The organism is Azospirillum sp. SYSU D00513 (assembly GCF_017356015.1).
Lineage (GTDB): Bacteria > Pseudomonadota > Alphaproteobacteria > Azospirillales > Azospirillaceae > Azospirillum.
This window is the reverse complement of sequence record NZ_JAFIQV010000071.1, coordinates 1-24,325: the sequence shown is the minus strand read 5'-3', so window position 1 is coordinate 24,325 and position 24,325 is coordinate 1. Positions and strand designations below refer to the sequence as shown.

Annotated in this window: 20 protein-coding genes; 5 read left to right on the top strand and 15 right to left on the bottom strand. The window is 66.2% G+C overall.

The window, feature by feature from the left end; all coding sequences use genetic code 11:
* Positions 1 to 674, bottom strand: a 674-nt coding sequence (locus JUB11_RS30605; protein WP_247887445.1) for an IS5 family transposase, incomplete at its 3' end; no start/stop codon positions are given.
* Positions 675 to 897: 223 nt separating this feature from the next.
* On the opposite strand from JUB11_RS30605, the gene JUB11_RS30600 reads away from it, so the two are divergent.
* The 4 genes from JUB11_RS30600 (at position 898) to JUB11_RS30585 (ending at position 5,268) form a co-directional block, all read left to right on the top strand.
* Positions 898 to 2,112, top strand: a complete 1,215-nt coding sequence (locus JUB11_RS30600; RefSeq protein ID WP_207462595.1) for a zinc-dependent alcohol dehydrogenase — start codon at positions 898 to 900, stop codon at positions 2,110 to 2,112.
* A 111-nt stretch (positions 2,113 to 2,223) separates the two neighbouring features.
* Positions 2,224 to 3,390, top strand: a complete 1,167-nt coding sequence (locus tag JUB11_RS30595) for a PQQ-dependent sugar dehydrogenase (RefSeq protein ID WP_207462594.1) — start codon at positions 2,224 to 2,226, stop codon at positions 3,388 to 3,390.
* Between the two features lie 137 nt (positions 3,391 to 3,527).
* Positions 3,528 to 4,256 (top strand): hypothetical protein, encoded by a 729-nt coding sequence (locus JUB11_RS30590; RefSeq protein WP_207462593.1) that lies wholly within the window; start codon positions 3,528 to 3,530, stop codon positions 4,254 to 4,256.
* A 79-nt stretch (positions 4,257 to 4,335) separates the two neighbouring features.
* Positions 4,336 to 5,268: a lipid kinase gene (locus tag JUB11_RS30585; RefSeq protein WP_247887444.1), complete on the top strand. Its 933-nt coding sequence runs from the start codon at positions 4,336 to 4,338 to the stop codon at positions 5,266 to 5,268.
* Positions 5,269 to 5,771: 503 nt separating this feature from the next.
* Here JUB11_RS30585 and JUB11_RS30580 read toward each other — a convergent pair.
* The 14 genes from JUB11_RS30580 to JUB11_RS30515 all read right to left on the bottom strand — a co-directional run bounded on the left by JUB11_RS30580 (position 5,772) and on the right by JUB11_RS30515 (position 23,329).
* Positions 5,772 to 7,289, bottom strand: coding sequence for a Rieske 2Fe-2S domain-containing protein (locus JUB11_RS30580; RefSeq protein WP_207462592.1), 1,518 nt, complete (start codon positions 7,287 to 7,289; stop codon positions 5,772 to 5,774).
* A 445-nt stretch (positions 7,290 to 7,734) separates the two neighbouring features.
* Positions 7,735 to 9,105, bottom strand: a complete 1,371-nt coding sequence (locus JUB11_RS30575) for a sorbosone dehydrogenase family protein (protein ID WP_207462591.1) — start codon at positions 9,103 to 9,105, stop codon at positions 7,735 to 7,737.
* Positions 9,102 to 9,530 carry a DUF2231 domain-containing protein gene (locus JUB11_RS30570; RefSeq protein ID WP_207462590.1) on the bottom strand — a complete coding sequence of 143 codons (429 nt, stop codon included), beginning with the start codon at positions 9,528 to 9,530 and terminating at the stop codon, positions 9,102 to 9,104. The genes JUB11_RS30575 and JUB11_RS30570 overlap by 4 nt, the downstream gene beginning before the upstream one ends.
* 411 nt (positions 9,531 to 9,941) lie before the next feature.
* Positions 9,942 to 10,514, bottom strand: coding sequence for a c-type cytochrome (locus tag JUB11_RS30565; RefSeq protein ID WP_207462589.1), 573 nt, complete (start codon positions 10,512 to 10,514; stop codon positions 9,942 to 9,944).
* Positions 10,505 to 10,870 carry a hypothetical protein gene (locus JUB11_RS30560; protein WP_207462588.1) on the bottom strand — a complete coding sequence of 122 codons (366 nt, stop codon included), beginning with the start codon at positions 10,868 to 10,870 and terminating at the stop codon, positions 10,505 to 10,507. The genes JUB11_RS30565 and JUB11_RS30560 overlap by 10 nt, the downstream gene beginning before the upstream one ends.
* Positions 10,871 to 10,887: 17 nt before the next feature.
* Entirely contained in the window at positions 10,888 to 13,413 is a 2,526-nt protein-coding gene (gene ctaD / locus JUB11_RS30555) for a cytochrome c oxidase subunit I (RefSeq protein WP_207462587.1), read from the bottom strand.
* Positions 13,410 to 14,396 carry a cytochrome c oxidase subunit II gene (coxB, locus tag JUB11_RS30550; protein ID WP_207462586.1) on the bottom strand — a complete coding sequence of 329 codons (987 nt, stop codon included), beginning with the start codon at positions 14,394 to 14,396 and terminating at the stop codon, positions 13,410 to 13,412. Before coxB ends, ctaD begins: the two co-directional genes overlap by 4 nt.
* Positions 14,389 to 16,326 carry a glycoside hydrolase family 15 protein gene (locus tag JUB11_RS30545; RefSeq protein WP_207462585.1) on the bottom strand — a complete coding sequence of 646 codons (1,938 nt, stop codon included), beginning with the start codon at positions 16,324 to 16,326 and terminating at the stop codon, positions 14,389 to 14,391. The genes coxB and JUB11_RS30545 overlap by 8 nt, the downstream gene beginning before the upstream one ends.
* Positions 16,313 to 17,392, bottom strand: a complete 1,080-nt coding sequence (locus JUB11_RS30540) for a hypothetical protein (RefSeq protein ID WP_207462584.1) — start codon at positions 17,390 to 17,392, stop codon at positions 16,313 to 16,315. The genes JUB11_RS30545 and JUB11_RS30540 overlap by 14 nt, the downstream gene beginning before the upstream one ends.
* Positions 17,389 to 17,913: a cytochrome c gene (locus tag JUB11_RS30535; protein ID WP_207462583.1), complete on the bottom strand. Its 525-nt coding sequence runs from the start codon at positions 17,911 to 17,913 to the stop codon at positions 17,389 to 17,391. Before JUB11_RS30535 ends, JUB11_RS30540 begins: the two co-directional genes overlap by 4 nt.
* Positions 17,907 to 18,452: a DUF3341 domain-containing protein gene (locus JUB11_RS30530; protein ID WP_207462582.1), complete on the bottom strand. Its 546-nt coding sequence runs from the start codon at positions 18,450 to 18,452 to the stop codon at positions 17,907 to 17,909. Before JUB11_RS30530 ends, JUB11_RS30535 begins: the two co-directional genes overlap by 7 nt.
* Positions 18,449 to 19,783: an NrfD/PsrC family molybdoenzyme membrane anchor subunit gene (gene nrfD / locus JUB11_RS30525; protein WP_207462581.1), complete on the bottom strand. Its 1,335-nt coding sequence runs from the start codon at positions 19,781 to 19,783 to the stop codon at positions 18,449 to 18,451. Before nrfD ends, JUB11_RS30530 begins: the two co-directional genes overlap by 4 nt.
* A complete protein-coding gene (locus JUB11_RS30520; protein ID WP_207462580.1) occupies positions 19,780 to 22,725 on the bottom strand; it encodes a TAT-variant-translocated molybdopterin oxidoreductase in 2,946 nt (981 codons plus the stop codon). The genes nrfD and JUB11_RS30520 overlap by 4 nt, the downstream gene beginning before the upstream one ends.
* Positions 22,726 to 22,738: 13 nt before the next feature.
* Entirely contained in the window at positions 22,739 to 23,329 is a 591-nt protein-coding gene (locus JUB11_RS30515; RefSeq protein ID WP_207462579.1) for a cytochrome c3 family protein, read from the bottom strand.
* Between the two features lie 229 nt (positions 23,330 to 23,558).
* Between JUB11_RS30515 and JUB11_RS30510 the strand changes: the two genes are divergently transcribed.
* Positions 23,559 to 24,325: IS6 family transposase (locus JUB11_RS30510; protein ID WP_207462578.1), on the top strand; the 767-nt coding region annotated here is incomplete at its 3' end.

Sequence of the window (24,325 nt, the reverse complement as noted above, 5' to 3'; positions counted from 1 at the left end):
GGGGATGATCGGTTCTTTGCGTCGTGCCATCGGGGGCTCCTTCCGTTCTCAGCATACCCCCGCCGAGCACGAAATTCCGGATAGTCCCCCGCTACCTGGTCGAGCAAGGGCCCAACCTGGGCCGCATCGTCCACCTCTCGTCCGGTCAGCGTGGCTGCAACGATCCGGCCGCTCGCCGCGTCCATGCCGATGTGCAGTTTCCACCAGGATCGCCGCTTCTTGGTTCCATGCTTCTCAATCAACCATTCGCCCGGCCCACACAGCTTCAGCCCGGTGCTGTCCACCAGCAGGTGAAGAGGCCCGCCGGTCGGCTGTCCCTTGCTGGACAGCGCCACCGTCCTGGCCCGACGTGCGATGGTGGAGTGATCCGGCACCGGCAGGTCGAGCCCGAGCGGGTCCAGGACGGAGCCGATCAGCCCTTCGGTCTGGCGCAGCGCCAAGCGGAAGACTGCGCGCAGCATCAACGCCGTTGTGATCGCCAGGTCCGAGTAGTTCGGCTGCCCGCTCGGTGTAGTTCGAGGCGCCGCCTTCCAGCCCTTAATGGCTTCGTCGCTGACCCACACCGTGAGGCTGCCACGACCCCGCAGGGCGGCATCATACGCGGCCCAGTTCGTCACACGCCGTTTGGGACGGGAGATGTGATGCCGCCGAGCGGCGTTGGCCTTGTGCGGCATCGATGAGGGCTCCCCTGGGTGGCAAGGCCTCCCTGCCTACGCAAACCCAGACATCCGTGCAACAACCGCGACCCGCGGTGCGGCGATCACTTGATTCCGCCGTCCCGGAACAGGTGGAGAAGGGATCGCGCAACAGTTTGGGAGGCGAGGGGTTGGAGTGTGGAGGTCCTCCCCGGCTTCCCGATGTTCCCGCGGCCGGCTTCCTCTTTTCCGGGAGATGTTCATGAAAGCCGTCGTTTTCCATGGCGTGGGCGACATCCGCGTCGAAGAAGTGCCCCAGCCCAAGATCAAGGACCCGCACGACGCGATCGTCCGCATCACGGCGAGCGCCATCTGCGGTACCGACCTGCACATGATCCGCGGCACGCTGCCCGGCATGAAGCCCGGCACCATCCTTGGGCACGAAGGAGTGGGCGTGGTCGAGGAGGTCGGGCCCATGGTGCGCAACCTGAAGCGGGGCGACCGCGTGGTGATTCCGTCCACGATCGGTTGCGGCTCGTGCAATTACTGCCGCTCCGGCTATTTCGCGCAGTGCGACGAGGCCAACCCGAACGGTCCGGCAGCCGGCACCGCCTTTTTCGGCGGTCCGGAGATGACCGGTCCCTTCGACGGGCTTCAGGCCGAATACGCTCGCGTTCCCTACGCCAACGTCGGGTTGGTGAAGCTGCCGGACCAGGTCACCGACGATCAGGCCATCCTGATCTCCGACATCTATCCGACCGGCTATTTCGGCGCCGAACTGGCCGAGATCAAGGCAGGCGACATCGTCGCGGTCTGGGGCTGCGGCCCGGTCGGCCTGTTCGCGATCCTCAGCGCCTTCCAGCTCGGCGCCAGCCGGGTCATCGCGGTGGACGGGATTGAAGGCCGGCTGAACCGCGCCCGCGACCTCGGCGCGGAGACGGTGAACTACAATAGGGAAGATCCGGTCCAGGCGATTCGCGATCTGACCGGCGGCGCCGGCCCCGACCGGGCCATCGACGCGGTGGGTGTGGATTCTGAACGGCCCAAGACCGGCCCGGCGGCGGAGCAGGCAAACCAGCAGGCTGGACAGTTCGCACGGGAGGTCCAGCAGATCGCGCCGGACGCCAACCCGCGGGGCGACCAGTGGAAGCCCGGCGACGGTCCGTCCCAGGCGGTGACCTGGGCCCTGGATTCGCTGGCGAAGGCGGGAACGCTCTCGATCATCGGCGTCTATCCGCAGACCGACAAGTTCTTCCCCATCGGGATGGCGATGAACAAGAACATCACCGTCAACATGGGAAACTGCAACCACCGCAAATACATTCCCCGTCTCGTCTCGATGGTCGAGGCCGGCACGGTCGATCCGGCCAGGATCCTGTCGCACGTCGAACCGATGAGCGACGTCATCGAGGCCTACAAGCAGTTCGACCTGCGCAAGCCGGGATGGGTGAAGGTGGAGCTAGTTCCCGGCATATAGACGAACATCACCAGGGGTATGTGGGCGGCCAGTAGAACGCCTTCAAGCGTGGCTTCACTGGTCGCCCGAAAAGCAAACGCTCCACCGATACCACTTCATTGGAGAGACTCGATGCGCAGTATTTTGATTTTCCCGGCGAGTGCGGTGTTAGCCGTGATCTCCATTCCCGCTTTCGCACAGTTTGAAAAGGAACTTCCCCAGGGAACGAAAAGCGTTCAAACACAGATCGGACCGATCGAGGTCAGAAAAATTGCCGGCGGTCTGGAAAAACCCTGGGGCATCGATTTTCTCCCCGACGGTCGCGCCTTGATAACCGAAAAGGCTGGGCGTTTGCGCATTTTGAAGCTCGACGGTTCGCTCTCGGGCCCTTTGAACGGAACCCCGGAGGTGTATTCGGAGGGGCAAGGCGGTTTGATGGACGTGGCGGTCGACCCGCAATTCGCGCAGAATCGCATCGTCTACCTCTCGTTTGCGGAACCGGGTGAAGGCGGTGCCGGTACGGCGCTCGGCCGCGGGACGCTTGCGGATGACCGGATCGAGAATTTCCGGGTCATTTTCAGACAGACCCCAAAAGTAACGGGCTCGAACCATTTCGGTAACCGGATTGTTTTCTCACCCAATGGGCACATCTTTCTAACGCTTGGCGAGCGTTTCAAATTCGCCCCGGCGCAGGATCTGTCGAATACGCTGGGGACAGTCGTTCGCCTGAACCGCGATGGAACGATCCCGAAGGACAATCCATTCCACGGCGATCCTAAAGCCGACGACGCCGTCTGGTCTTACGGCCATCGGAACATTGAGGCGGCAGCGTCCCACCCGCAGACCGGCGCCCTCTGGGTTGCGGAAATGGGACCTCTTGGTGGCGACGAGCTGAACCAGCTACAACCGGGCAAGAACTACGGTTGGCCGGAGGTCAGCTGGGGCCGGCATTACAATGGCCGCGATATTCCCGATCCGCCCACCCGTCCGGAGTTCGCCGATGCGGCAATGCATTGGACCCCGGTGATCTCTCCCTCCGGCATGCATTTCTATACTGGTAATCTTATCACTGGCTGGGAGGGAAGCGCTTTGATTGGTTCCCTCAGCGGAACGGCCCTGGTGCGTGTTGCCATTGACGGCAACAGAGTACGGGAGGCTGAACGCATTCCTTTGGGCGCCCGCGTCCGCGACGTGACGCAAGGGCCGGACGGCACGATCCATGTTATTACCGATGAGGCGGACGGGGCGGTCTGGCAAATCACACCGATGGACAGCGGCAACCAAGCAAACAAGGATTGATCCGTTGCGTTCATTCCCACGGGGTGGCCCGGCTGAAAGCCATTGGAAGGGCGTCGGCGGATGCGATCTCCGGCGTCGGCATCATGAGACGGGAGGGCTGAGCGGCTCACTGAATTAGAGATTGTGGACAGCACAACATGTCGGATTTTTTGATGGTCCTGACCCTCGCCCTGCTTCCGGCGGGCGGCAATCTGGTCGGCAGCTTGTTGGCGGAGTGGATCCGAGTTCCTTCTTGGGCGATCGGAGCGGCGCTCCACGCAGCGGCGGGTGTTGCAATCGCCGTGGTCAGCGTGGATATGATGCCGCGCGCGCTCGAAACACTGCCGGGCTGGCTGCTCGCCATCGCGTTTGGCTGCGGTGCGGCTTTTTCGATCATGCTGAAGTGGGGTGTGGATTGGGGACGCCATCATGTTTCGACTGGTAGTGCCGGAGCCTGGATGGTCTACATGGCCGTCGCCACGGACCTGCTGAGCGACGGTCTGATGATCGGCGCCGGTTCCGCTATAGCGAGCGGCCTGGGGCTTCTCCTGGGGCTTAGTCAGGTGGTCGGGAATGTGCCAGGCGGATTCGCAGCAATGGCGAATTTCTCCGACGAGGGCGTATCGCGCCGGACGCGGCTGATGATCGCCGCGTCTTTTGTGCTTCCAGTGCTTCTTGGAGCAAGTGTGGGCTTTTGGCTGCTGCGCGGGGCGGGCAGCATAGTCGAAAGTGCCGCGCTGGCCTTCATTATCGGTGTTCTGCTCCTCGCGACGATTGAGGACTTAGTCCCGCAGGCCGATGAACCGGGGGCCGTCAGATGGCTCTCAACCATTTCTTTTTCCGCTGGTTTCGCTTTCTTAGTCCTTCTTTCCTCCTATCTGGGATGACCAGCCGGAAGCGTCGAAGCGCGGCTTGGAACGCTTGAAGGTGATAATAGTCGGCGACCACAATAGGCATGAATAGGCAATGATGATGTCGTCTCCTCGGGATCTGGTTGAAAAACGGCGACGTGCGCTGCTCCTCGTCAATCAACATGCCGGCAAGGGCACGCATAACGTGGATGCTGTGGTCGATCTCCTGCGTGCGGGCGGCCTTGAGGTCGAATCGCACCTCTTTCCGAAGAAGCACCCCATTCCTGACATGATCCGCACCAGAGCCGCCGATGCTGACTGCGTCATCATCGGCGGCGGTGACGGGACTCTCAACAGTGCGGTCCCAGCCCTCCTCGAATGCGGCTTGCCTCTGGGCATTCTGCCCCTTGGTACGGCCAACGATCTTGCCCGCACTCTAGGCATCGACATGGACCCGCTATCGGCAGCGACGATTATCTCCAGAGGCTACACGCGTGAGTTGGATCTCGGTGAAGCGAACGGGCATCTATTCTGGAATGTTGCAAATATTGGGCTTAGCGCTACTCTGGCGCAGGAAGTACCGGACGCTTTGAAAAAGCGTTTGGGTGTGCTGGGCTACGCCATCGGGGCATTGCAACTTTTGGTGCGTATGCGGCCATTCGCCATCGAGTTCGAATGGGAAGGGCGGACGGAGCGTGGGCGGACCTTTCAGGTGAGCATCGGTAACGGCCGCTACCAGGGGGGAGGAATGATGGTTGCGAGCACGGCCGAGCCCGATGATGGGCGTTTGCACGTCTACAGCTTGGAAACAAAAACCAGATTGCGGCTCCTTACCCTTCTGCCGATGCTGCGCAAGGGCACACAGGCCGGGCAAGAAGGAGTGCGAGCCTTCACCTGTACGGAGTTGGTCGTTCGCACGCCTGCGCCTATGCCCGTCAGCACGGACGGTGCGTTGACGACGGAAACACCGGTTCGGCTGTGTGTAAGGCGGAGAGCGCTCAAAACTTATGTGCCGGCAGAACGGGAAGCGGCCGAAATGCCTGCATGAACGTTTTGCAGAGCTTATTCTTCACCTTGCCGTATAAATTGAGTGCTCACTGGTGGTTTGACGCAGGAAATAATTCTGAGGGTGTCACTCAGTAACGTTGGATTTGAGCCACTTTGTTGATTTTGCGCCTCTACGCTTCTCTGAGTTGATTAACCCTCCCATCACATACACCTTTTTCGGAAGGCTGCTCCATCGCTTGTCGCCTTTTTGATGTCACAAATAAGCCTTGAAAGCGCTGGCAGAGGCGAAGCAAAGAAATTCGTTCAAATCCGACGTTACAGCGTGACACCCTCCGGCAAGTGCAGCGCTTCCTGTCCATCCACGATCCAATTGCCAACCTCTTCCATCTCCGCCGCAGCCGCCATACCGCGACTGAGTTCCGTATCGCACGCGCTCAGGCCTTCACGGTCTGGGCGGAGATCGCTGGTAGCCGATTGGCTGCGTAAGCCGACCCCTTCCTAACCCATGGACAACAGTGCGTTCCTGGTTGCCCGCATAGGCCATCACCTTGGCGAAGTTCCTCTCGATGCACCATGAGGTGTCTCCTGCATGGCGCGGCCTATCCGTCCCTGCCCTCGTTCGAGCAAGACTTGACGGCCCAAGCGGACAAGCTTCTGGAGCCGCGACTGCCGCAGCTCCTCCAACCGCTCAACCAGCCGCGCCCCCAAGTCGCGCAGAACTGCGTCGCCCAGGCGCTGGGCGGTCGGGAACATTTCTCGCTCCTCGGAGCCCGCATGGTGTTCCAATGCCGAGCGCAGTGCAGTCAGATGCTCATCGAAGTCGGAGGTGGACGGGTCGAGAGTCAGCAGGATCGCCAGTTGGTCAGCAAGCTGTTGGTGCTCGGCCCCCGCGATAGGGATCGAGTCGGTCACGTGCCGGACCCGCGGGTAGAAAATCTCGTCTTCGATCATCTCGTGCATGTCCATTTCCCCGGCCAGCTCGTCCAACAGCTCCAGCCGATGCGGGTCGTTTGGCATGGTTGCGGCGATTCGATCGAACAGGCCGCGGATCAGCATGTGATGCCCGACCAGCACCTCGTCCGCCTTCGGCCTGCAATCTCCGATGCCGGAGGGCGGCTCCGCCGTGCAGGCAGTGTCGCGTGCGAGCGCGCCGTCGCGCCGGGTTTCGGGCCGGCGCACCTCGACCATGCCGTCGCTGACACGCACCTCGAAAGTCGGCTGCACCGCAGTGGCCGGACCGTCCAGCGGCCGGCCACTGTGCAGGCAATAGCGCGACCCGTGCCAAGGACAGACCAGCCCACCCCGGAAAACCCAACCCTCGGACAATGGGCCGCCGAAGTGCGAGCACCGGTCCCCAAGCGCATGGATCCGTCCGTGATGGCGGACCAGGGCCACGCGGACACCCTCCACCTCGACTAGCCGGGGCTTGCCTTCCTCCAGTTCGGCGGCATCGAGAACGGACACGAAATTGCGCGGGGCGGGATTGCGGTCTGCGTGGTCGGCACCGACGTTTCGACGGTGGGCCAAGTGCCCGCCCAGGTAGCCGCCCGCGAACATGGCGGCAAAGGCGAGCGCCGACACGGCTTTCGCACCGCGGCGGCGGCCACGCCGGCGCAAGATAAGCGACGAAAGGAAAAGTGTCAGCGCGGTGGTGTTGGCCGCCGCATGCACGACGCCAAGGCGCCGTGGCTCGCCGTGGGTCTTATCCCAATCCACCAACCCCGTCACAATAGCGCCCGCAGCTCCCAGGCAGCCGATGCCGATGGTCAGGTCAGCGGCCGTCGCGAAGCCCCGGTTTTCTTCCCCGCCGGCCACGCCATCCGCAACGTCGAGCAACACCGACGCCGTCCAGGATCCGAGCGGAACGGTTACCAGAGCCGGGTGGATGGAGTGGCCGTAAGAGGTTCCGTGCAGCGCTGTGCGCACGCGCTTTCCCGGCCCACCCAGCGCTCGGAACGGGATCGCTACTGCCTCTCCGAGGCCGTGACTTGCGTGATCAAGCGTGCGGGCGCGTTCGATGCGCCCGATAATCCTATCGCCGAGGCGTGCGAATTTTGCCATGCATGATCATCCCTACTGTTGGTATCTGGAACAGGCCTATTCATCGAACAATCACGCTCCGATCCGGCTTTGGTACAAAACTCGGGGGAAAGAGGAGGTCTGGACGCTGTCAGGTTACCAGCACTGCTCGCCTTACCATGAGCCAGATCATGATAAGGCGAATAAAGGTAGCGGATGACACCGTCAAGTCGATTGCAGAAGCTGTTCCGAGTGCCCGATCCGGACGATGTTCATTGAGGCCTGCTTCGCACTTGGTCAGACCTTTGCCGCCTGAGAGGAAATCGCTGGTAGGCGACGAGCTGCATAAGACCCCATTGCCAATCTTTGAGCATCAGAGTCTTTCCTGCTGACTGCCTGGCTGTCAACTTGGCGGTGTTTTCCGACTCCCGTGATTAACCGTCTCAATCACGCCGAATGCCTTCCGGCATGATTGGCCAAAGTTGATCTAAGAAGGGGGATAATTAGGTGGAGGATTACCCGCAGGCGTTGGAGTACTTGGACGCGGAGGTGCTTCAGCAGCGGGCGACTGCTGCGGGGGGGTTATGCGCCAGACTGTGTTCGACAGATCGTCGGCAACGATCAGGGCACCCCGTGGATCGACCGTCACGCCGACAGGCCGGCCATAGGTATTGCCGTCCTCACCGAGGAAGCCGGTCACGAAGTCAATCGGAGGACCGGCAGGCGCACCATCGCGGAAGGGAACGAAAACGACCTTGTAGCCGATGGGGACGCTTCGGTTCCAACTGCCATGTTCGCCGACAAAAACCCCATCGGCGAACTGAGCGCCCATCGCTGGGGTGGAGAAGGCCAATCCGAGCGCGGCGACATGCGATCCCAAGCTGTAATCCGGCGGGATCGCTGAGGCAACCTTCTGCGGGTCCTGTGGCCGGACGCGGGGATCCACGTTTTGGCCCCAATAGCTGTAAGGCCAGCCGTAAAAGCCGCCTTCGCGGACCGACGTGAGATAATCAGGGACAAGGTTCGGGCCAAGCTCGTCGCGCTCGTTCACCACCGCCCAAAGCTCGCCTGATCCCGGCTGGATGGCGAGGGCGGTGGGGTTGCGGAGGCCAGTGGCGTAGGGCTTATGCGCTCCCGTCTGAGCATCCACCTGCCAGACCATCGCGCGGTCCACTTCGGCAGACAACCCACGTTCTGTGATGTTGCTGTTGGAGCCGATGCCGACGTAGAGAAAACGTCCATCCGCACTGGCGGCCAGCGCTTTGGTCCAGTGGTGGTTGATCTCAGATGGCAGGTCGGTGACCTTGACCGGCGGCCCTTCGGCGCGGGTCTGTCCGTCACGGTAGGAGAACCGAACCAGAGCATCTTGGTTTGCGACGTAGAGCTGGCCATTGACCAGCGCAAGTCCATAGGGCGCGTTCAGATTGTCGGCGAAAACGGTGCGCTCTTCGTAAACGCCGTCACCATTTCCATCCCGCAGCAAGGTCAGCCGGTTGCCGCTCTTGACCGATGTCGTTCCCTTGGCCTTGATGAAGCCGGCTATGACGTCCTTCGGTCGCAAAGCCGGTGCCGAGCCGCCTCTTCCTTCGGCAACGAGGATGTCGCCATTGGGGAGAACGAGGGTCTGGCGTGGAATGCCGAGGTCTGTGGCGATGGCCGTGATGTTATAGCCTTCCGGCACGGTTGGTTGCCGATCGCCCCATGGTGCAGGATTGGCGATCTTCATGCTGGGAAGCAGCCCACGCTCCTGCTCGGGGAGCTGTGGATTGGAGCCATAATCCGGCGCGGCGGGGTCGCCATCACAGGCGGTCAGCAGGGCCATGAGCGCCATGGTGGTCGACAAGTAAGAAAACTTCATTTGATTCCTCCCACGCGGAGGCTGGAGAAGCCGAGCCAAGTCGCCAGGATCGCTAGAACGACGACTATTGCCGAAAGGACCAGACCTTCAGGCATCGTCGCCCAAGCGTCCCGCGCGTGGACAAACGAATTGATGAGGCCGAGAACGAAAGTGGCGAGCAGCAGAAGAACGTAAATGAGCGGGCGCCCCCGGCGACGGTCTGCGCGAATCAAATCAACAAGACCCCATAGGAGCGCGAGCCCGGTAAAAACCATTCCACCCGCGACCAGCCAAGCGGCAAAGTTGATCCACTGGATTTCGTAGGTCGAGGCGTAGGCAATGTCGCTGAGCAAGCTCCCCAGAAAGGGCGGAATGGTGGCGGCGAGCAGCACCGCATGAAAGGGCTGGATTGCCCTTGCTGATCTTTCATTCACAGTGACTGCCAAGGCATCCTCTCCTTACCCGACGGCGCTGTGCGCCGATACACCGAGTGCAGCACTCCAGTGAAGTGCCCAAATATGAAGACAACAGTGCCGGCGTGCCGAAAGTTTCCTATTAATTATGCCGTCGCACTTCGCCTCGTTGCCCTGGTCGTTTGCAGGAGGAACATTGCTGGGCTCCAGACTGTCGGGCCCTCCAGGAACATTGCTGGAGGTTCAGAGGACTTGCCTGGGCGCCACGTTCATCCTGGCTAAGACGATTACCGGGCGGTCGCTGCCGTGAAGCACTGCCAAATGGGCCTTTCGACCACCCAATCCCCGCGATCTCACCAGAGCCAAGGCCGCTCCCTGGGTCACGCACCACTTCACGAAGGATGTGTCACCACAAGGTAGCCGACTGCATGTCTTTCCTTGTTCTTACTCCGATGGCAGGGCAGGGGTGATCCCGTCCCACCCCCGCGATTCCAGGATATCCATGGCGCGGTCGACGGGTATGCGGGCCACGCCGGGGCGATCCTTTGCCCAGCCATAGCCGTTCAACCAAGCTTCGGCGCGGGCGCGTTCCGCCTCGCCGGCCTCCGGATCCGCCGGCAGCGTGTGCGGCGGCGGAAACACCTTCGCCTCGCGGCGGCCCAGAGTGTAGAGATAGGCGGCCATGTCGCGAGCCTCCTCCCGGCTCACGCCCAGGTTGGGCATCGCCGTTCCGGGGGCGTGGGCGGGCGGATCGACGATCCAGGCCACGAGGTTCTGCGGCTGGTTCGGCAGCACGCCGCCGATGTAGCCGCGCACCGCGAAATCATCCAGCGGCGGCCCGACCCGGCCGGAGGCGCCGAAGCCCGGGATGCGGTGGCAGGCCGCACAGCCGTAGCGCGCGATCTGCGCTTCGCCACGGTCGGCGTTGCCGCCGGGGACCCCGAGGTGGGGCGGCGGCTCAGCCTCGCCACAGCCGGCCAGGATGGCGAGAAGCGGGGTGAGGAGGATCAGACGCATGGTGGCCTCATCAGCGTCGGCACCCCGACCATGATGGTGGAGAACGCGAACAGCGCGCTCTGCGCCGCCGTGACCTGTGCAATGAAGCGGCCGCGGCGGGACCGCGTGTCGGTCGGGTCCGCTGTCGCCCCCGGAGCCGACCGCCAGGCACGGACGCCGAGCAACGCGATCGGCAACACGGCGGCGGCCGTGGCGAGCGCCACCGCGGCGGTGACAACGCGAACGCCCATGACCGTCGCCTCATGCCAGCCCCAGAGGCAGGCGAGCGACACGAAGACGTAGACAAACAGGAAGTGCGCGCTCCAGAGGATGGCGGGAGCAACGAGGATCGCGGAACCCTTGGGGACGGACGGCATGGCAGTTTCTCTTCCCCTCAACCCAGCAGGGGTGGGATGTGGACGAGGACGAATCCGACCGCCCACAGCGCTGCGGTGTAGTGCCAGAACCGGACTGCGATGCGCAGAGCCAGATGACGGCCGCGGGTGAAATGGCCCCTCCACGCCGCTACGGCGGCCAGTCCGGCGATCAGGACCGCCGCGCCGGCGTGGATCGCCTGATAGCCGAACAACGTCCACAGCACGGCCGCCAGTGCGTGCTCCTGCGCGGGAAGGCCGAGGTGGCCCGAGGATAGCAGGCCGTGCGCCAGCGCCGCCGTGGCCAATCCCATGGCCACCGGCAGGCCGAGCATGGCCGGCACCGCGGCGCCCGCGCGCATCCGCCGCTCCGCCCAGGCCAGCACGGCACTGCCCGCCAGCATCAGGCACAGGTCGAGCACCGCCGGCCAGGCGGACGGAGACGGAAGGGGTGTGCCCATCCGGTCGGGCGTGTAGCTCCACAAGAAGAACAGGCTGAAAGCGAGCGAACCGTACAGCGCCGCGTCCGCCGCCAGCGTGACGTTCAGCGCTGTGCTACCGGGCGCGGCATGATGTCCGTGGGCGGTGGGCAACACGGTGCCGGGGGAGGCGACGATGTCGCCCCGCCGCCCTTCGGGGGAGGTTGGCCACATCCAGACAAGAAACGCCGCGACGCTCAGCAACCCACCCAACGCCGCCATGGCGTAGAGCTTCAACAGAAAGCTGACGAAGAACACGCCAACGCACAGTGCCGCGACCAGCGGCATGTAGGTCGGGCCGGGCAGCTCGAGCACCTGTTCCGGCCGTGCGTCGGTCGCGCTGGTGCCCATCATCAGCCGTCGCCCCCCAAGACTGTCCGGAAGAAAGCCCACCCCCAGCTCGACCGCTTTCGACAGCTTCGGCTGGTCCCACATCGGGTCGCGGCTGGAGATCACGGGGATGCTGCGGAAGTTGCAGGCGGGAGTGGGCACCTTCAGCCATTCCAGCGTCCCGGCGTTCCAGGGATTATCGCCGGACGGCGTGCCGCTGCGCGCGGTCCACAGGATGTTGACCATGGCCAGCAGGACGCCCAGCGCGAACAGGAAGGCCCCGCCGGTGGCAATCAGGTTCCCCAGTTCCAGGTTCAGGCCCGGCAGGTAGGTGTAGACCCGCCGCGACATGCCGATCAGCCCCAGCCAGTGCAGCGGGAAGAAGGTCAGGTGAAAACCGGCGAACATGGTCCAGAAGCTACACCGGCCCAGCCGCTCCGACGGCATGCGCCCCAACGCCAGCGGCATCCAGTAGTGAATGCCCGCGAACAGCGGAAAGACCGCCCCGCCGATCAGCACGTAATGGAAGTGGGCGACGACGAAGTGGGTGTCGTGGACCTGCAGGTCGAAGGGCACGATGGCGACCATCACGCCCGTGAAGCCACCGATCACGAAGGTGACGATGGTGCCGATGGCGAACAGCAGCGGCGTGTCGAAGCGGGGGCGCCCGTGCCACAGCGTGGCGATCCAGCCGAAGACCTGGATGCCGCTGGGGATCGCCACCAGCGTGCTGGCGGCGGAGAAGAAGGCCAGCGACAGCTGCGGGATGCCGGTGGCGAACATATGGTGGACCCACAGCCCGAAGCTGAGAAAGCCCATGCCAACGGCCGCCAGCACCAGCCAGCGATAGCCGACGATGGGGTGCCGGGCGAAGGTCGGGACCACCATTGACATGATTCCGGCCGCCGGCAGGAAGATGATGTAGACCTCCGGATGGCCGAACAGCCAGAACAGGTGCTGCCAGAGCAGCGGGTGCCCGCCCTTCGCGGCGTCGAAAAAGGGCAGGCCGAAGGCGCGCTCCAGCTCCAGAAGGATGCTGCCCATGATCAATGGCGGAAAGCCGAAGACGATCATGAAGGCGGTGATCAGGATGTACCAGGCGAACAGCGGCATGCGGTCGATGGACATGCCCGGCGCGCGGGTCTTCAGGATGGCGACGATCAGCTCGATGGAGGCGGTGATCGCCGAAATCTCCATGAAGGTGATGCCGAGCAGCCAGAAATCGACGTTCATTCCCGGCGAGAACAGGGTGGAGCTGAGTGGCGGGTAGATGAACCAGCCGCTGTCGGGGGCGAGGCCCAGCGGCAGGCTGGACAGCAGCAGCAGCCCGCCCAGCAGATAGCACCAGTAGCCGAAGGCGCTGAGGCGCGGAAAGGGTAGGTCGCGCGCCCCCAGCATCGGGGGCAGCAGGTAGACCGCCACCCCTTCCAGGATCGGCACGGCGAACAGGAACATCATCATCGTGCCGTGCATGGTGAAGATCTGGTTGTACGCCTCCGGCGTCAGCAGGTCGTTCTCCGGCACGGCGAGCTGGACGCGGATCACCAGCCCCAGGATCCCGGCGATAAGAAAGTAGATGAAGCCGGTGATGACGAACCGCCGCCCAACGTAGGTCTGGTTCACCGCCGATATCGCGCGCCAGCCCGCGGGGGAGCGCCACGCGGCATCCAGCTCGTCGCGCTGCCGGGCCGGCTCGTCCTGAGGAATGTCCGTGCGGGGGCTGGCGATGTCGGTCATTTGAGCCCGTACAGATAGCTGGACAGCGCGCGCAGCGTCTCGCCGTCGAACCCGTTGAAGTTGGGCATCCGGTTGCCCGGCTTGATGTTTTGCGCTCCGGCGATCCAGCCGCCCATGGGGCCTTCGCCGTTGGGCAGCATGCCGGCGGCCAGCGTCAGGCGCCCGCCGACATGGGTCAGATCAGGACCGCCGCCGCCGTCGGCGGTGGTGCCCCGGATGGCGTGGCATGATGCGCAGCCGCCGCGCAGGAAGGCCTGGAACGCCCGTTCTTCCACCGGGCCGCGCGGCGGGGCCGGCTGCGCCTCGCGGGCGAGCCAGGCGGCGAAGCCGTCCGGCTCCATCACCACGGCCATGAAGGCCATGTGCGCGTGCTGGGCGCCGCAGAACTCATAGCATTGGCCGCGGAAGACGCCGGTGCGTTCGGCGGTGATCTCCATGTGGTTCACCTGTCCGGGAATCATGTCGATCTTGCCGGCGAGGTTGGGCAGCCAGAAGCTGTGGATCACGTCCTCGGTGGTCAGCCGGAACTGCACGGGCTGGCCGACGGGCATGCGGATCTCGTTGGCGCTGACGACGGGCTGGGCGAGGCCAGGCCCGGTGTAGCGCACCTCCCACCAGAACTGGTGGCCGATGACGTGGATGGTCAGCCGGTCGGGGCGCTCCGGCACCAGCGGCCACTGGACGGCGAAGCTGGCGAGGAGGAAGACCGGCACTACCACGACGGGCAGCGCCACGCCCCCGGCGGCGATCAGCGTCGTCCCGCGCACCCGCTCGCGCCAATGCCGGGGCGCGAACAGCGCCGCGGCCAGCACGGCCATGACGATCACGAAGGCGCCGCTCAGCACCCAGACCATCAACCACCAGAGGTCCGCCACCTGCCGGGCGTTGATCCCCGCCGGGTCGAGCGCCGACTGCATGGTCGAGCATCCGGCCAGCGCCAGGGCGGCAGCAGGCAACAGCGTGATGACGACGCGCCTAGTCATCCCCACCCCCGATCTCGCGTGCCCAGACCGAGCGGAAGCGGTCGTTGCAGCCGACGATGCGGAAGGCACGGTCGGCGTGGCCGCCGCGCACGGCGGACACGCCATCGCGCTCGTAGAGGTGCAGCGTCATGACGCTGTGGATCACGCCGAGGTGGGTGAAAGCCTGCGGGAAATTGCCGAGGAAGGTGCCGTCCGCCTCCATCTGCTCGGGGTAGAGGCCGAGATCGTTGGCGCGGCCGAGCAGATCGTCCAGAAGCGCCCGCGCCTCCTCCCCCCGGTCCAGCGCGAGCATGGCATCCACCAGCCAGAAGCTGCACAGCAGGAAGGCTCCCTCTTTCCCCTCCAGCCCGTCCTCGTTCCGGTAGCGGTGGAGCAGCGCCCCGTCGCCAAGATCCGCGCGCACCTTGCGCACCGTCCGGTCGAGGACATCGTCGCCGATGGGCAGGCCGTAACCGGCGGCCACCAGGGTGGCGGCATCGGCATCCTCGCCGCCGAAGACCTGGGTCAGGTAGCCGCCGTCGGGATGGACACCGTTCTCCAAAATGTCCCGCAGGATGTCGTCGCGCGCGCGGACCCATTCGGGCCGTTCGCCGAACATCTGGATCGCCCGGTCCATGCCGACCCAGCTGAGGATCGCGGAATGGACGTGGCGGCGGTCCGGCATGCGCGGCTCCCAGATGCCGGCGTCCGGTTCCCGCCAACGCTCGACGATGAAGGTGGCGAACCGCTCGACCTGCCGACGGGTGTCCTCGTGCAGCCGCCCGCCGAGCCGCTCGAACAGGCGGGCGAGGTCGATGGCCTGCCCGTAGACGTCCATCTGGTGCTGGTCCACCGCGCCGTTTCCGCTGCGCACCGGGCGGCTGCCCCTGTAGCCGTCGAGATGGCCGTGGCAGCGTTCCCCCGGATCGACGGCGCCGTCGATGCCGTAGAGCGGCAGGATGCGCGGGCGCGTCTTCGCGCACACGCTCATCAGGAACTCGAAGAAGTGCCGGGCCTCGCTCGCGTGGTTCAGCTTGGCCAGCGAGAACAGCGTCAGGCTGGCGTCGCGCAGCCAGCAGAACCGGTAGTCCCAGGTGCGCGCCGTGCCGATGCCTTCGGGCAGGGAGGTCGTCGGGGCCGCCGCGATGGCGCCGGTGGGGGCGTAGGCCAGTGCTTTTAGCACAATGCCGCTGCGCAGCACATGCTCCCGGTAAGGACCGTTGTAGCTGGTGAAGGCGCTCCAGCCGGTCCAGAAGCCGCTGGTCGCCTCATGGAGGTGCTCCGCCAGCCCGGCGACGTCGTCGCGCGCGGGGACCTCGGCGGGGCCGAGGATGAAGCGGCGCGCCTCGCCCGCCGTCATCTCCACCGTGCCGACAGCCGCGCCCTCCCGGTGGTCCAGCCGCATGTCGGTGAACAGCGGCGGCAATCGTTCCGCCATGACACGGCCGTCCTCGACGCGCATCGGCACGGGCTCGGTGCGGAAGCCGGCGCCGATGGGACGGAAGGTGGCGCGCAGGCGCACGCGGCCCTCGGTCACCTCGACGATGCGCACGAGCTTCGCGGTGTTTAGGAGCTGGGTGAACTCCCCCTCCGGCGCATCGTGGCAGAGGGCCACGGGCATGAAGTCGGTCAGGCGCAGCACGCCGTCCGGCGTGGTGAACTGTGTCTCCAGAACGCAGGTGTCGCCGGCATAGCGCCGCTGGACCGTGGCTGCCGCGCAGGGCCGGATTTCGAAGAAGCCGCCCCGCTCGCTGTCGAGCAGGCGGGCGAACACCGGGTCGGCATCCAGACGGTCCAGGCAGCACCAGTCGATGGAGCCGTCCCATGCGACCAGCGCCGAACCGTGGCAGTCGCCGATCAGGCCATAGGCGGCGATCGGCCGGTAGCCGCGCGCGAAGTCCTCGTCGCTGGACAATGGCGGAAGGCTGAAGCTTGTCTCAGAGCCGATCATGACTCCTCCGCGTCGTGGTACCGGAGAGGCGGCGCGTGAACAGGGCGAGGCAGAGGGCGCCGAAGGTCATCGCGCTCACCGCGTCGAGCCAGTGCAGTACCGGCTGTTGCGCCGTAGGGCGCACCAGCCAGACCATGTGCGCGAGATGCTGAGCCAGCAGCAGGGCGCCCGCCGCGACCAGAACCTTCCGTCGGCCGCGCAGCCAGCGCGGCAGCAGGATCAGCACGGCCAGCGCCGCCGCCGGCACCACGATGCCGGGCATCAGCAGCAGCCATGCGCCGCCGCGGTCGAGATACCAGCCCACCTCGTCCGGCAGGTTGGCGGCCCAGACCACCAGGAAATGGACGAACCACAGATAGGCCGTGGTCCCGGCCAGCGCCAGCAGTGCCCCGGCTATGCCCCCGGCGTGCCGGGGCAGCGCCCCGTCCGGGCGCAGTTGGGCGGCGAGCAGGGCGGCGGCGAGCGCCGCGACCGTCTGCGTCACCCCGAAGGCGAGTCCGAACAGCGTCGACAGCCAGTTGGGATCGAGCGACATCACCCAGTCCAGCCCCGCCAACGTCACTGTGAACAGCATCAGCAGCAATCCGATCACGGCGATGCGCCGGTGATGCCGTCCCGGCCGCGTGATCGCCCAGGCAAGCGCGCTCCAGATCCCAAGATAGGCGGTGCTGCGCAGGACGAAGCCGCCCTGGTCCAGCCAGTGGCCGCGCATCGGCCCCATGGGACCGGTGCCGGTCTCGGCCCAGGGATAGAGGTCCGGCAACCCGGCGAGCAGCGGCAAGCCGAGCAGGCCCAGCAGCGGCAGGGTCAGGGCGCCGGCCTCCAGCTCGTCTCGAACCGGCTCGAGCCAGGGATCGCTCAGCAGGTGCCCGGCCATCAGCAGCGTCAGGCAGCCGGCCGCCAGTCCGGTCCACAGCAGGAAGGCCAGCAGCCACGCCTGGAAGAAGAGCTGCGGCTGCAGCCACCAGCCGAGCACCGCCAGCATGAGCCCGCCGCCCGCCGCGGCGAGCGCCCAGCGCAGGGTGCGGCGGTAGGCCGGCCCGATGGAGAGGGAATGCGCGCTCATGGCCGGGGCAGCCTTTCCCGGTCTTCGGGCGGCAGCGCCTCCGCCGGAACCGCTTGAGAGTACTGGAGCGCCTTGAGATAGGCGGCGATCCGCCAGCGGTCCTCCGCCGCGATCCGGTCCGCATAGGCGGGCATGGGGCCGCGCCCCTCGGTGATGACCGTCACGATCTCGCGCAACGGCAGGTCACGATGCTCCTCCGCGTGGAAGGAGGCGGGTGGCGGAAATCCCCGGCGCGCCACCGGCCCGTCGCCATGCCCGGTCAATCCATGACAGGCGGCGCAGTAGATGCCGTACCGTTCGCGCCCGCGCTGCAGGTCCATAGCTTCCGGCGGGTTTGCCAGCGCCGCCGCGCGGTCGAGCGCGCCGATGGGCACCGTTCCCGGTGGCAGCGGATCGAGCACCACGACCGCCGGGGCCTGCGGATCGGCGTATTCGTGCTGTTCGGCCATGTTGTCGCCGCAGGCGCCCAGCAACAGAACGGGCAACAGGGCGAGCGCCGGAAGGACGGCGTGCCTCACCATGGCACCTCCTCCAGCCGTTCGGGGGCGAGAGAGGCGAGAAAGGCGCGGGTGCGCTCGGGATCGAAGCGGGTGTCGGACGCCTCGATGCAGAGATAGAAGGAATCCTCCGTCGTGCGGGCGAAGTGCGGGCTGTTGAAAACTGGGTGATGGAGCCGCGGCAGCCCGCTCAGCATCAGCAGCCCGCCAGCCGCCGCGACCGATCCGCCGAGGATGGCGAGCAGGATCGCCGAGGGCAGGAACATGGGCCAGCTGTGCAGCGGACGCCCCCCGACGTTGATCGGATAATCGACCACCGAGGTCCAGTATTGCAGAAGGTAGGCCGCCCCGGCGCCACCCACCACCGCCAGAAAGGCGATCCCGCGCAGGAGGTAATGGCCCCAGCCCCGCGCCGCGGTCGGGAACAGGTCCGGCACGGGATAGGGGCTGTAGGCGTCGAAGCGGCGGTAGCCGGCCTCGTGTGCCGCATGGGTGGCCTCCACCAGCCGTTCCGGCGAGGGAAACTGGGCCAGCAGCCCGTAGAGCCGGCTAGGCGCCGTCATGGCTCCTCCTCCCGGCGGTGTTCGGCTTGCGCTTCGAACAGGAAAATCACCGGCACGAAGCGGACGAACAGCAGGATCAGCATGGCGAACAGGCCGAGCGACCCGACCAAAAGCCCGATTTCCGGCAGCGTTGGCGTGTAGCTCCCCCTAGCCGAGGGCAGATGCGTGTGGTAGAGCCCGCCGACGACCACCATGAATCGGTCGAGCCACAGCCCGGCGCTGATCGCCAGCGCGACGGCGAGGAGGGCGGCCGCGTTGTGCCGGATGCGCGGGACCCACAGCAGTTGCGACGCCCCGGCGGTGCACAGCAGTGCTCCCCAATAGAGCGGCGCGAAGGCGCCGGTGACGCGGGCGACGAAGGCCTCGCGTTGCGTCGGGCCGCTGTACCAGGAACTGTAGGCGTCGAAGCCGTAGGCCCACAGCATGACGATCCCGTTGGCGACGAGCAGCCAGCCGATGACCTCGCGCGGCCTTTGCGCCAGCATGGGGTGCAGCACCAGGAACCGTTCCATCAGCAGCAGCACCCCCAGGACGAGGGCGAGGCCGGACATCAGGCCGCTGACCACGAAATAGGGGGGCAGGCGCGTCTGGTGCCATTCCGGCACGACGGTCACCGCGAACTCGAACGAGGCGGTGCTCTGCATGAAGATCACCAGCACCACCACCAGCCCGGCCAGCAGGTGATAGGCTGACCGGTGCAGCCGCCATTGCCGCGCCGACCCGCGCCAGCCCAGCGCCAGCAACCCGAAGGCCAGCCGCGAGCGCCGCCCGGCGCGTTCGTGGTCGCGTAGGTGGGCCAGATCCGGGATCATGCCGACATACCAGAACAGCGCCGTCACGATCAGGTGCGCGTTGATCGCGAAGAAGTCCCAGACCAGCGGGCTGCGGAACTGCGGCCAGACACCGAAGGTGGCGGGGTAGGGGAAGACCCAGTAGAACAGCCAAGGCCGCCCGAGATGGACGATGGGGAACAGTCCGGCGCAGATCACCGCGAACAGGGCCACCGCCTCCGCCGCGCGGTTGGTCGCGCTGCGCCATTGGGTGCCGCGCAGCACCAGCACCGCCGACAACAGGCTGGCGGCGTTCGCCACGCCGATCCAGTAGACGTACAGCGTGATGTCGAAGGCCCAGACATAGGGGATGTTGGTGCCCCATATGCCGGTGCCGCGCACCATCAGGTGGACGAACACCGCCCCGAACAGCAGCACGACCAGTGCCGCCGCCCCGAAGGCCGCCATCCAGCGCCAGGTGAAGGGCTGGTCCAGCACGATCAGCCCGGCATGGCGGTGCGGTGGGTGGCGTCCGGCGAGGGCGGTCCGCTCGACGCTCATGAGCCGCCTCCGTCCCGCCGCTTGGGGACGTCCGGGTTGGGGTTGCCCACGCGCGCCAGATATGTGGTGCGCGGCTGGGTGTTGAGGTCGGCCAGCACCCCGTAGTTCCGGGGCGACCGCTTGCGCGCGGTGACCGCGCTGTCCGGTGCGTTCAGGTCGCCGAAGGTGATGGCGCGGGTCGGGCAGGCCTGCTGGCACGCGGTCCGCACCTCTCCGTCGCGCACGGGGCGGCCCTCGCGCTTCGCCTCGATGCGGGCGGCGCTGATCCGCTGGACGCAGTAGGTGCATTTCTCCATCACGCCGCGCTCGCGTACCGTGACGTCGGGATTGTAGACCTCGACCGGCGCCCCGCCGCCGCGGCCGGCATAGTCGAACCAGTTGAAGCGCCGCACCTTGTAGGGGCAGTTGTTGGAGCAGTAGCGCGTGCCGATGCAGCGGTTGTAGACCATGACGTTCAGGCCCTCGCTGTCGTGGACCGTCGCGTTCACCGGACACACCACCTCGCAGGGCGCCTTCTCGCAGTGCATGCACAGCATCGGCTGGAAATGCACGACCGGGTCATCCGGCGGCCCTTCGAAATAGCGGTCGACGCGCAGCCAGTGCATCTCGCGCCCGATCGCCACCTCCTCCCGCCCGACGACGGGCACATTGTTTTCGGCCTGGCAGGCGACCATGCAGGCGTTGCAGCCGAGGCAGGCGTCGAGGTCGATGGCCATGCCCCAGGCATGCCCCTCATATTGGTATTCCGGATAGAAGGAGGAGCGCTCCTCGACGGCGGCGCGGGCGAAATCCGGGTTCTCCCGGAACTCGGCCAGCGTGGCGGCGCGCACCACGGCGCGGTCGGCCATCGCGTGATGGTCCTGCGTGGTGACGAGCGGGTCGCGTGCGCCGCTCCGGCGCAGCGTTGCCCCGGTGCCATGCCACATCGCTTCTCCGCCGCGCAGGGCGTAGGCGCTGAAGCCCACGCCGCTGCCCACGAATCCCGCCCGCCAGCGCCCGTAGCCGAGCGGCAGGGTCGCGGTGTCCGGCGCGTGGCCGGGCATGACGAAGACCGGCCCGGCGACCGTCCGGCCGGCCAGCGTCACCTCGACGACATCGCCGTTCTGCACGCCGAACCGCGCCGCCGTTGCCGGGGCGAGCAGCACGGCGTTGCCCCACACCAGCTTGCTCAACGGGCGCGGCAGTTCCTGGAGCCAAGCATTCCCGGCATAGCGCCCGTCCCACACCGCCGGATCCGGCGCGAAGGCGACCCGCAGGCCCTCGCCCGCTCCGGCGGGGTTGACGGGCGGTGGCGGGGCCGGTTGGACGGGCTGCGGCGCGAAGGCGGTGCCGGCGACCACCCCGTCATGCAGCACCTGCGTCCAGAAGGCTTCGAAGCCAGTTTCCCCTCTCTCGGCGCGCCACCGTTCCCGCACCAGCGCCTGCCCGTCCGCCTCTTGTCCGGCCAGAGAAGCGATCAGTTCCAGCGCGCTCAGGCGCCCGGCGCGCGGTGTGCGCACGGGCTGCATCAGGCTGGCCGTTCCGTCGTAGGCCCGCGCGTCGCCCCAGCATTCCAGCGCATGGGCCATCGGCACGTGCCAGCGGCAACCGGCGGCGGTCTCGTCCTCGTACAGACCGAGGTGCAGCGAGAAGGGCAGGCGGGCCAGCCGCTCCGCGAATTCCAGACCGGCGGGCGCGTCGTAGACCGGGTTGGCGTCCAGGATCAACAGGTGCGTCGCCGTTCCCGCCGCCATGTCCTCGGCAAGGGCGGCAAGGCTGTCCGGATCCGGCACGGGAAGAACCGGGGCCGTGTGGACAACGGTGCTGCCGATCGCGCCGAGCCGTCCGTTTATGACGTGCACCAGCGCATGGATCCCGGCTGGCAGGCGGGGTCCCGCCACGACCAGCGCTCCCGGCCCGGCGCGCCGCAGATCCTCCGCCAGGACCGGGACGATCGGGTGCGGCTCGCCCCCGGACGGCGCCGAAACGCCCAAGGCGGCGCCGAGATCGGCGGCGAGGTGCAGGATTTCGTCGGGCGCCAGCGGCAGCCGGTGATCGGCACGGGTGCCCGTAGGGGTCGGGCAGGGCTCCGCGACATAGAGGCGGTTCATGGAGCCGGCCGGGTCGCGGCGCGCGGCGAAGGCGGCTGCATGGGCGATCCAGCCCGGCCCTTGCGACAGGAAGTCAGCGTCGAGGGCGAGGATCACCTCCGCCCGCGACAGGTCGAGACGGGTTTCCAACGGCTGCCCGAAGGCGAGCCGGGCGCCCTGGTACGGGGTGTCCGACAGGGCCGGCGCGTGCCGGTGCCAGCGCGCCTCGGGAAAGCGCTCCGACAGGGCCGCGGTCAAGGCGATGAAGGTGGGCGAACTGGTCGGCCCGGTCAGAAGGCGCAGGCCGGCACCTCCCCGCCCTTCCATCTCCAGGGCGAGCGCGTCCAGCATCCGGGCCAGCTCCGCCCGCGTGCGCGGCGTGCCTTCCTGCCGGATCAACGAGGAGCGGTCGGGATCGTGGAGCGTCAGGATCTCGGCCTGGGCGAAGGCGTCGGTCGCGCCGAGGCTGGCGGGGTGGAGCGGGTTGCCCTCGATCTTCACCGGTCGTCCGCCGTGGCTCTCGACCAGGATGCCGAGTCCGTAGCCGTCCTGCATCAGCGTGGTCGCGACATGCAGGGGCCGCCCCGGCGCATGATCCGGCACGCTCCGCGCACGAGCCACGATGGGCCGGGTCGGCGCCTCCTCGCAGCCGGTCAGTCCGGCGAGCGCCAGCGAGGCGCCCAGCAGCTTCAGCAGGGTCCGGCGGTCGGTGCGCGTGGCCTCTCCCAGATGAGGAAATTCCCGCTCCAGGAAGCGCATGGCGTCGGGTGAGGCGGCGAGCTGCTCCAGGCTGCGCCAGAAACGCGGTCCGTCGCCTCCGGCCAGGGCCGAACCGAGAGATTGCAGATCGGGGTGGTAGCGCTCGCTGGGCATGCGTTGCGCGACGTCAGTAATGGCAAATCGAGCAGTCGTCGAGCTGTGCCAACCGGTCGGGCGGCACGGACCCGGAGGACAGGCGGGCATGCGGATCCCAGTGGCAGTCCAGGCACCAGGACATCGACATGGTTTCGACCTTCCGAACTTGGGCCATGCGCTCAACGTCTCCATGGCAGGTCGCGCATTCGACACCGCGCGCGACGTGAATCCCGTGATGGAAGCGGACATGATCGGGAAGCTGGTGGACACGGTTCCACGCCAGCGGCTCCCCGGTCGCCATGCTGGCGTGTAGAGGAGCCAGGGCGGAGGCTGCGGTCCAGACCTGGGAATGGCAACCCATGCAGGTTTCGACGGTGGGAACCCCGGCGGTCGCCGCGACCTCCACGCTGCTGTGGCAATAACGGCAGTCCATTCCGAGTTCTCCGGCATGCACGGCGTGGCTGAAGGGAATCGGCTGGGTGATGGGCGACCCGACGTTCCAGAAGGGACCCGAACGCACGATGATGAAGCCGGTCACAACAACAAGCGCAAACGCGAACGCGGAGCTTGCAAGAATCCTGCGCAAGGCTCGGTCCGCGCTTGGCCGGAACAATTGGGTCATGCCATCCGGGTTCCGTTCATCAGAGGTGGGCAGAAAGGTAACTCCGGTGTTGGGCTCCGGTTCCGTTCGTCGGTCAACGCCCTGCAGATAACAGTTCTTGCTCGGTGGTTTGGTGCATCGATGCAGCGGTTGCGCGATCAGGCGGGGTGATCGGCTCTGTTGCAACTTTGGCCCCCTCCCCGGGATTGCGTAGGATGGTGTCCGTTTCGGCGACGGGAGCGGTGGGTTAATGGGCAGCAGGAAGAACCCGTTCAAGGGCCGGCAATTCACGTCGGAGGTGATCCTTTGGGCGGTGCGCTGGTACCTGCAGTTTCCAATCAGCTACCGTGATCTGGAGCGGATGCTGGCCGACCGCGGTGTGGAGGTTGACCACACGACGCTCTACCGCTGGATCCAGGCTTACGCACTGGAGTTGGACCGGCGGATCCGCCCACACTTGCGCATGACCACTGGCTCTTGGCGGGTGGACGAAACCTACGTGAAGGTGAAAGGCCGCTGGATGTACCTGTACCGCGCCGTCGATGCACGTGGGCAGACGGTCGATTTCCTTTTCAGCGCCAAGCGTGATGCCGCGGCCGCCCGGCGCTTCTTCCGCAAGGCCCTGAAGCAAGCCCACACCGTGAACCCGCGTACCGTCACGGTGGACAAGAACGCCGCTTACCCGAGTACCACCAGGGCGATGAAGAAGGCCGGTGAGCTGTGGCGCTTTACCAAGCTGCGGCAAGGCAAGTACCTGAACAACATCGTTGAACAGGACCATCGGCGCACCAAGCGGCTGGTCCGGCCGGGGCTCGGGTTCAAAAGCTTCCACAGTGCGCGTCGGACGATCGCCGGCTACGAGATCATGGCCATGGTCCGCAAGGATCAGGTCCGGGCTGTTTTGGCCAACGAAATGCCGACACAGGCAGGGACTATCCGGAATTTCGTGCTCGGCGGGGGTATGCTGAGAACGGAAGGAGCCCCCGATGGCACGACGCAAAGAACCGATTATCCCCG

Bases quoted from the DNA above. Each gene is read 5' to 3' on its own strand.
- JUB11_RS30600 (WP_207462595.1), top strand. From the start codon at position 898: ATGAAAGCCGTCGTTTTCCATGGCGTGGGCGACATCCGCGTCGAAGAA.
- JUB11_RS30595 (WP_207462594.1), top strand. From the start codon at position 2,224: ATGCGCAGTATTTTGATTTTCCCGGCGAGTGCGGTGTTAGCCGTGATC.
- JUB11_RS30565 (WP_207462589.1), bottom strand. From the start codon at position 10,514: ATGCGTCTGATCCTCCTCACCCCGCTTCTCGCCATCCTGGCCGGCTGT.
- JUB11_RS30560 (WP_207462588.1), bottom strand. From the start codon at position 10,870: ATGCCGTCCGTCCCCAAGGGTTCCGCGATCCTCGTTGCTCCCGCCATC.
- JUB11_RS30540 (WP_207462584.1), bottom strand. From the start codon at position 17,392: ATGAGCGCGCATTCCCTCTCCATCGGGCCGGCCTACCGCCGCACCCTG.
- JUB11_RS30585 (WP_247887444.1), top strand. From the start codon at position 4,336: ATGATGATGTCGTCTCCTCGGGATCTGGTTGAAAAACGGCGACGTGCG.
- coxB (WP_207462586.1), bottom strand. From the start codon at position 14,396: ATGACTAGGCGCGTCGTCATCACGCTGTTGCCTGCTGCCGCCCTGGCG.
- JUB11_RS30580 (WP_207462592.1), bottom strand. From the start codon at position 7,289: ATGGCAAAATTCGCACGCCTCGGCGATAGGATTATCGGGCGCATCGAA.
- JUB11_RS30590 (WP_207462593.1), top strand. From the start codon at position 3,528: ATGTCGGATTTTTTGATGGTCCTGACCCTCGCCCTGCTTCCGGCGGGC.
- JUB11_RS30545 (WP_207462585.1), bottom strand. From the start codon at position 16,326: ATGATCGGCTCTGAGACAAGCTTCAGCCTTCCGCCATTGTCCAGCGAC.
- JUB11_RS30515 (WP_207462579.1), bottom strand. From the start codon at position 23,329: ATGACCCAATTGTTCCGGCCAAGCGCGGACCGAGCCTTGCGCAGGATT.
- JUB11_RS30520 (WP_207462580.1), bottom strand. From the start codon at position 22,725: ATGCCCAGCGAGCGCTACCACCCCGATCTGCAATCTCTCGGTTCGGCC.
- JUB11_RS30530 (WP_207462582.1), bottom strand. From the start codon at position 18,452: ATGACGGCGCCTAGCCGGCTCTACGGGCTGCTGGCCCAGTTTCCCTCG.
- JUB11_RS30575 (WP_207462591.1), bottom strand. From the start codon at position 9,105: ATGAAGTTTTCTTACTTGTCGACCACCATGGCGCTCATGGCCCTGCTG.
- nrfD (WP_207462581.1), bottom strand. From the start codon at position 19,783: ATGAGCGTCGAGCGGACCGCCCTCGCCGGACGCCACCCACCGCACCGC.
- JUB11_RS30535 (WP_207462583.1), bottom strand. From the start codon at position 17,913: ATGGTGAGGCACGCCGTCCTTCCGGCGCTCGCCCTGTTGCCCGTTCTG.
- ctaD (WP_207462587.1), bottom strand. From the start codon at position 13,413: ATGACCGACATCGCCAGCCCCCGCACGGACATTCCTCAGGACGAGCCG.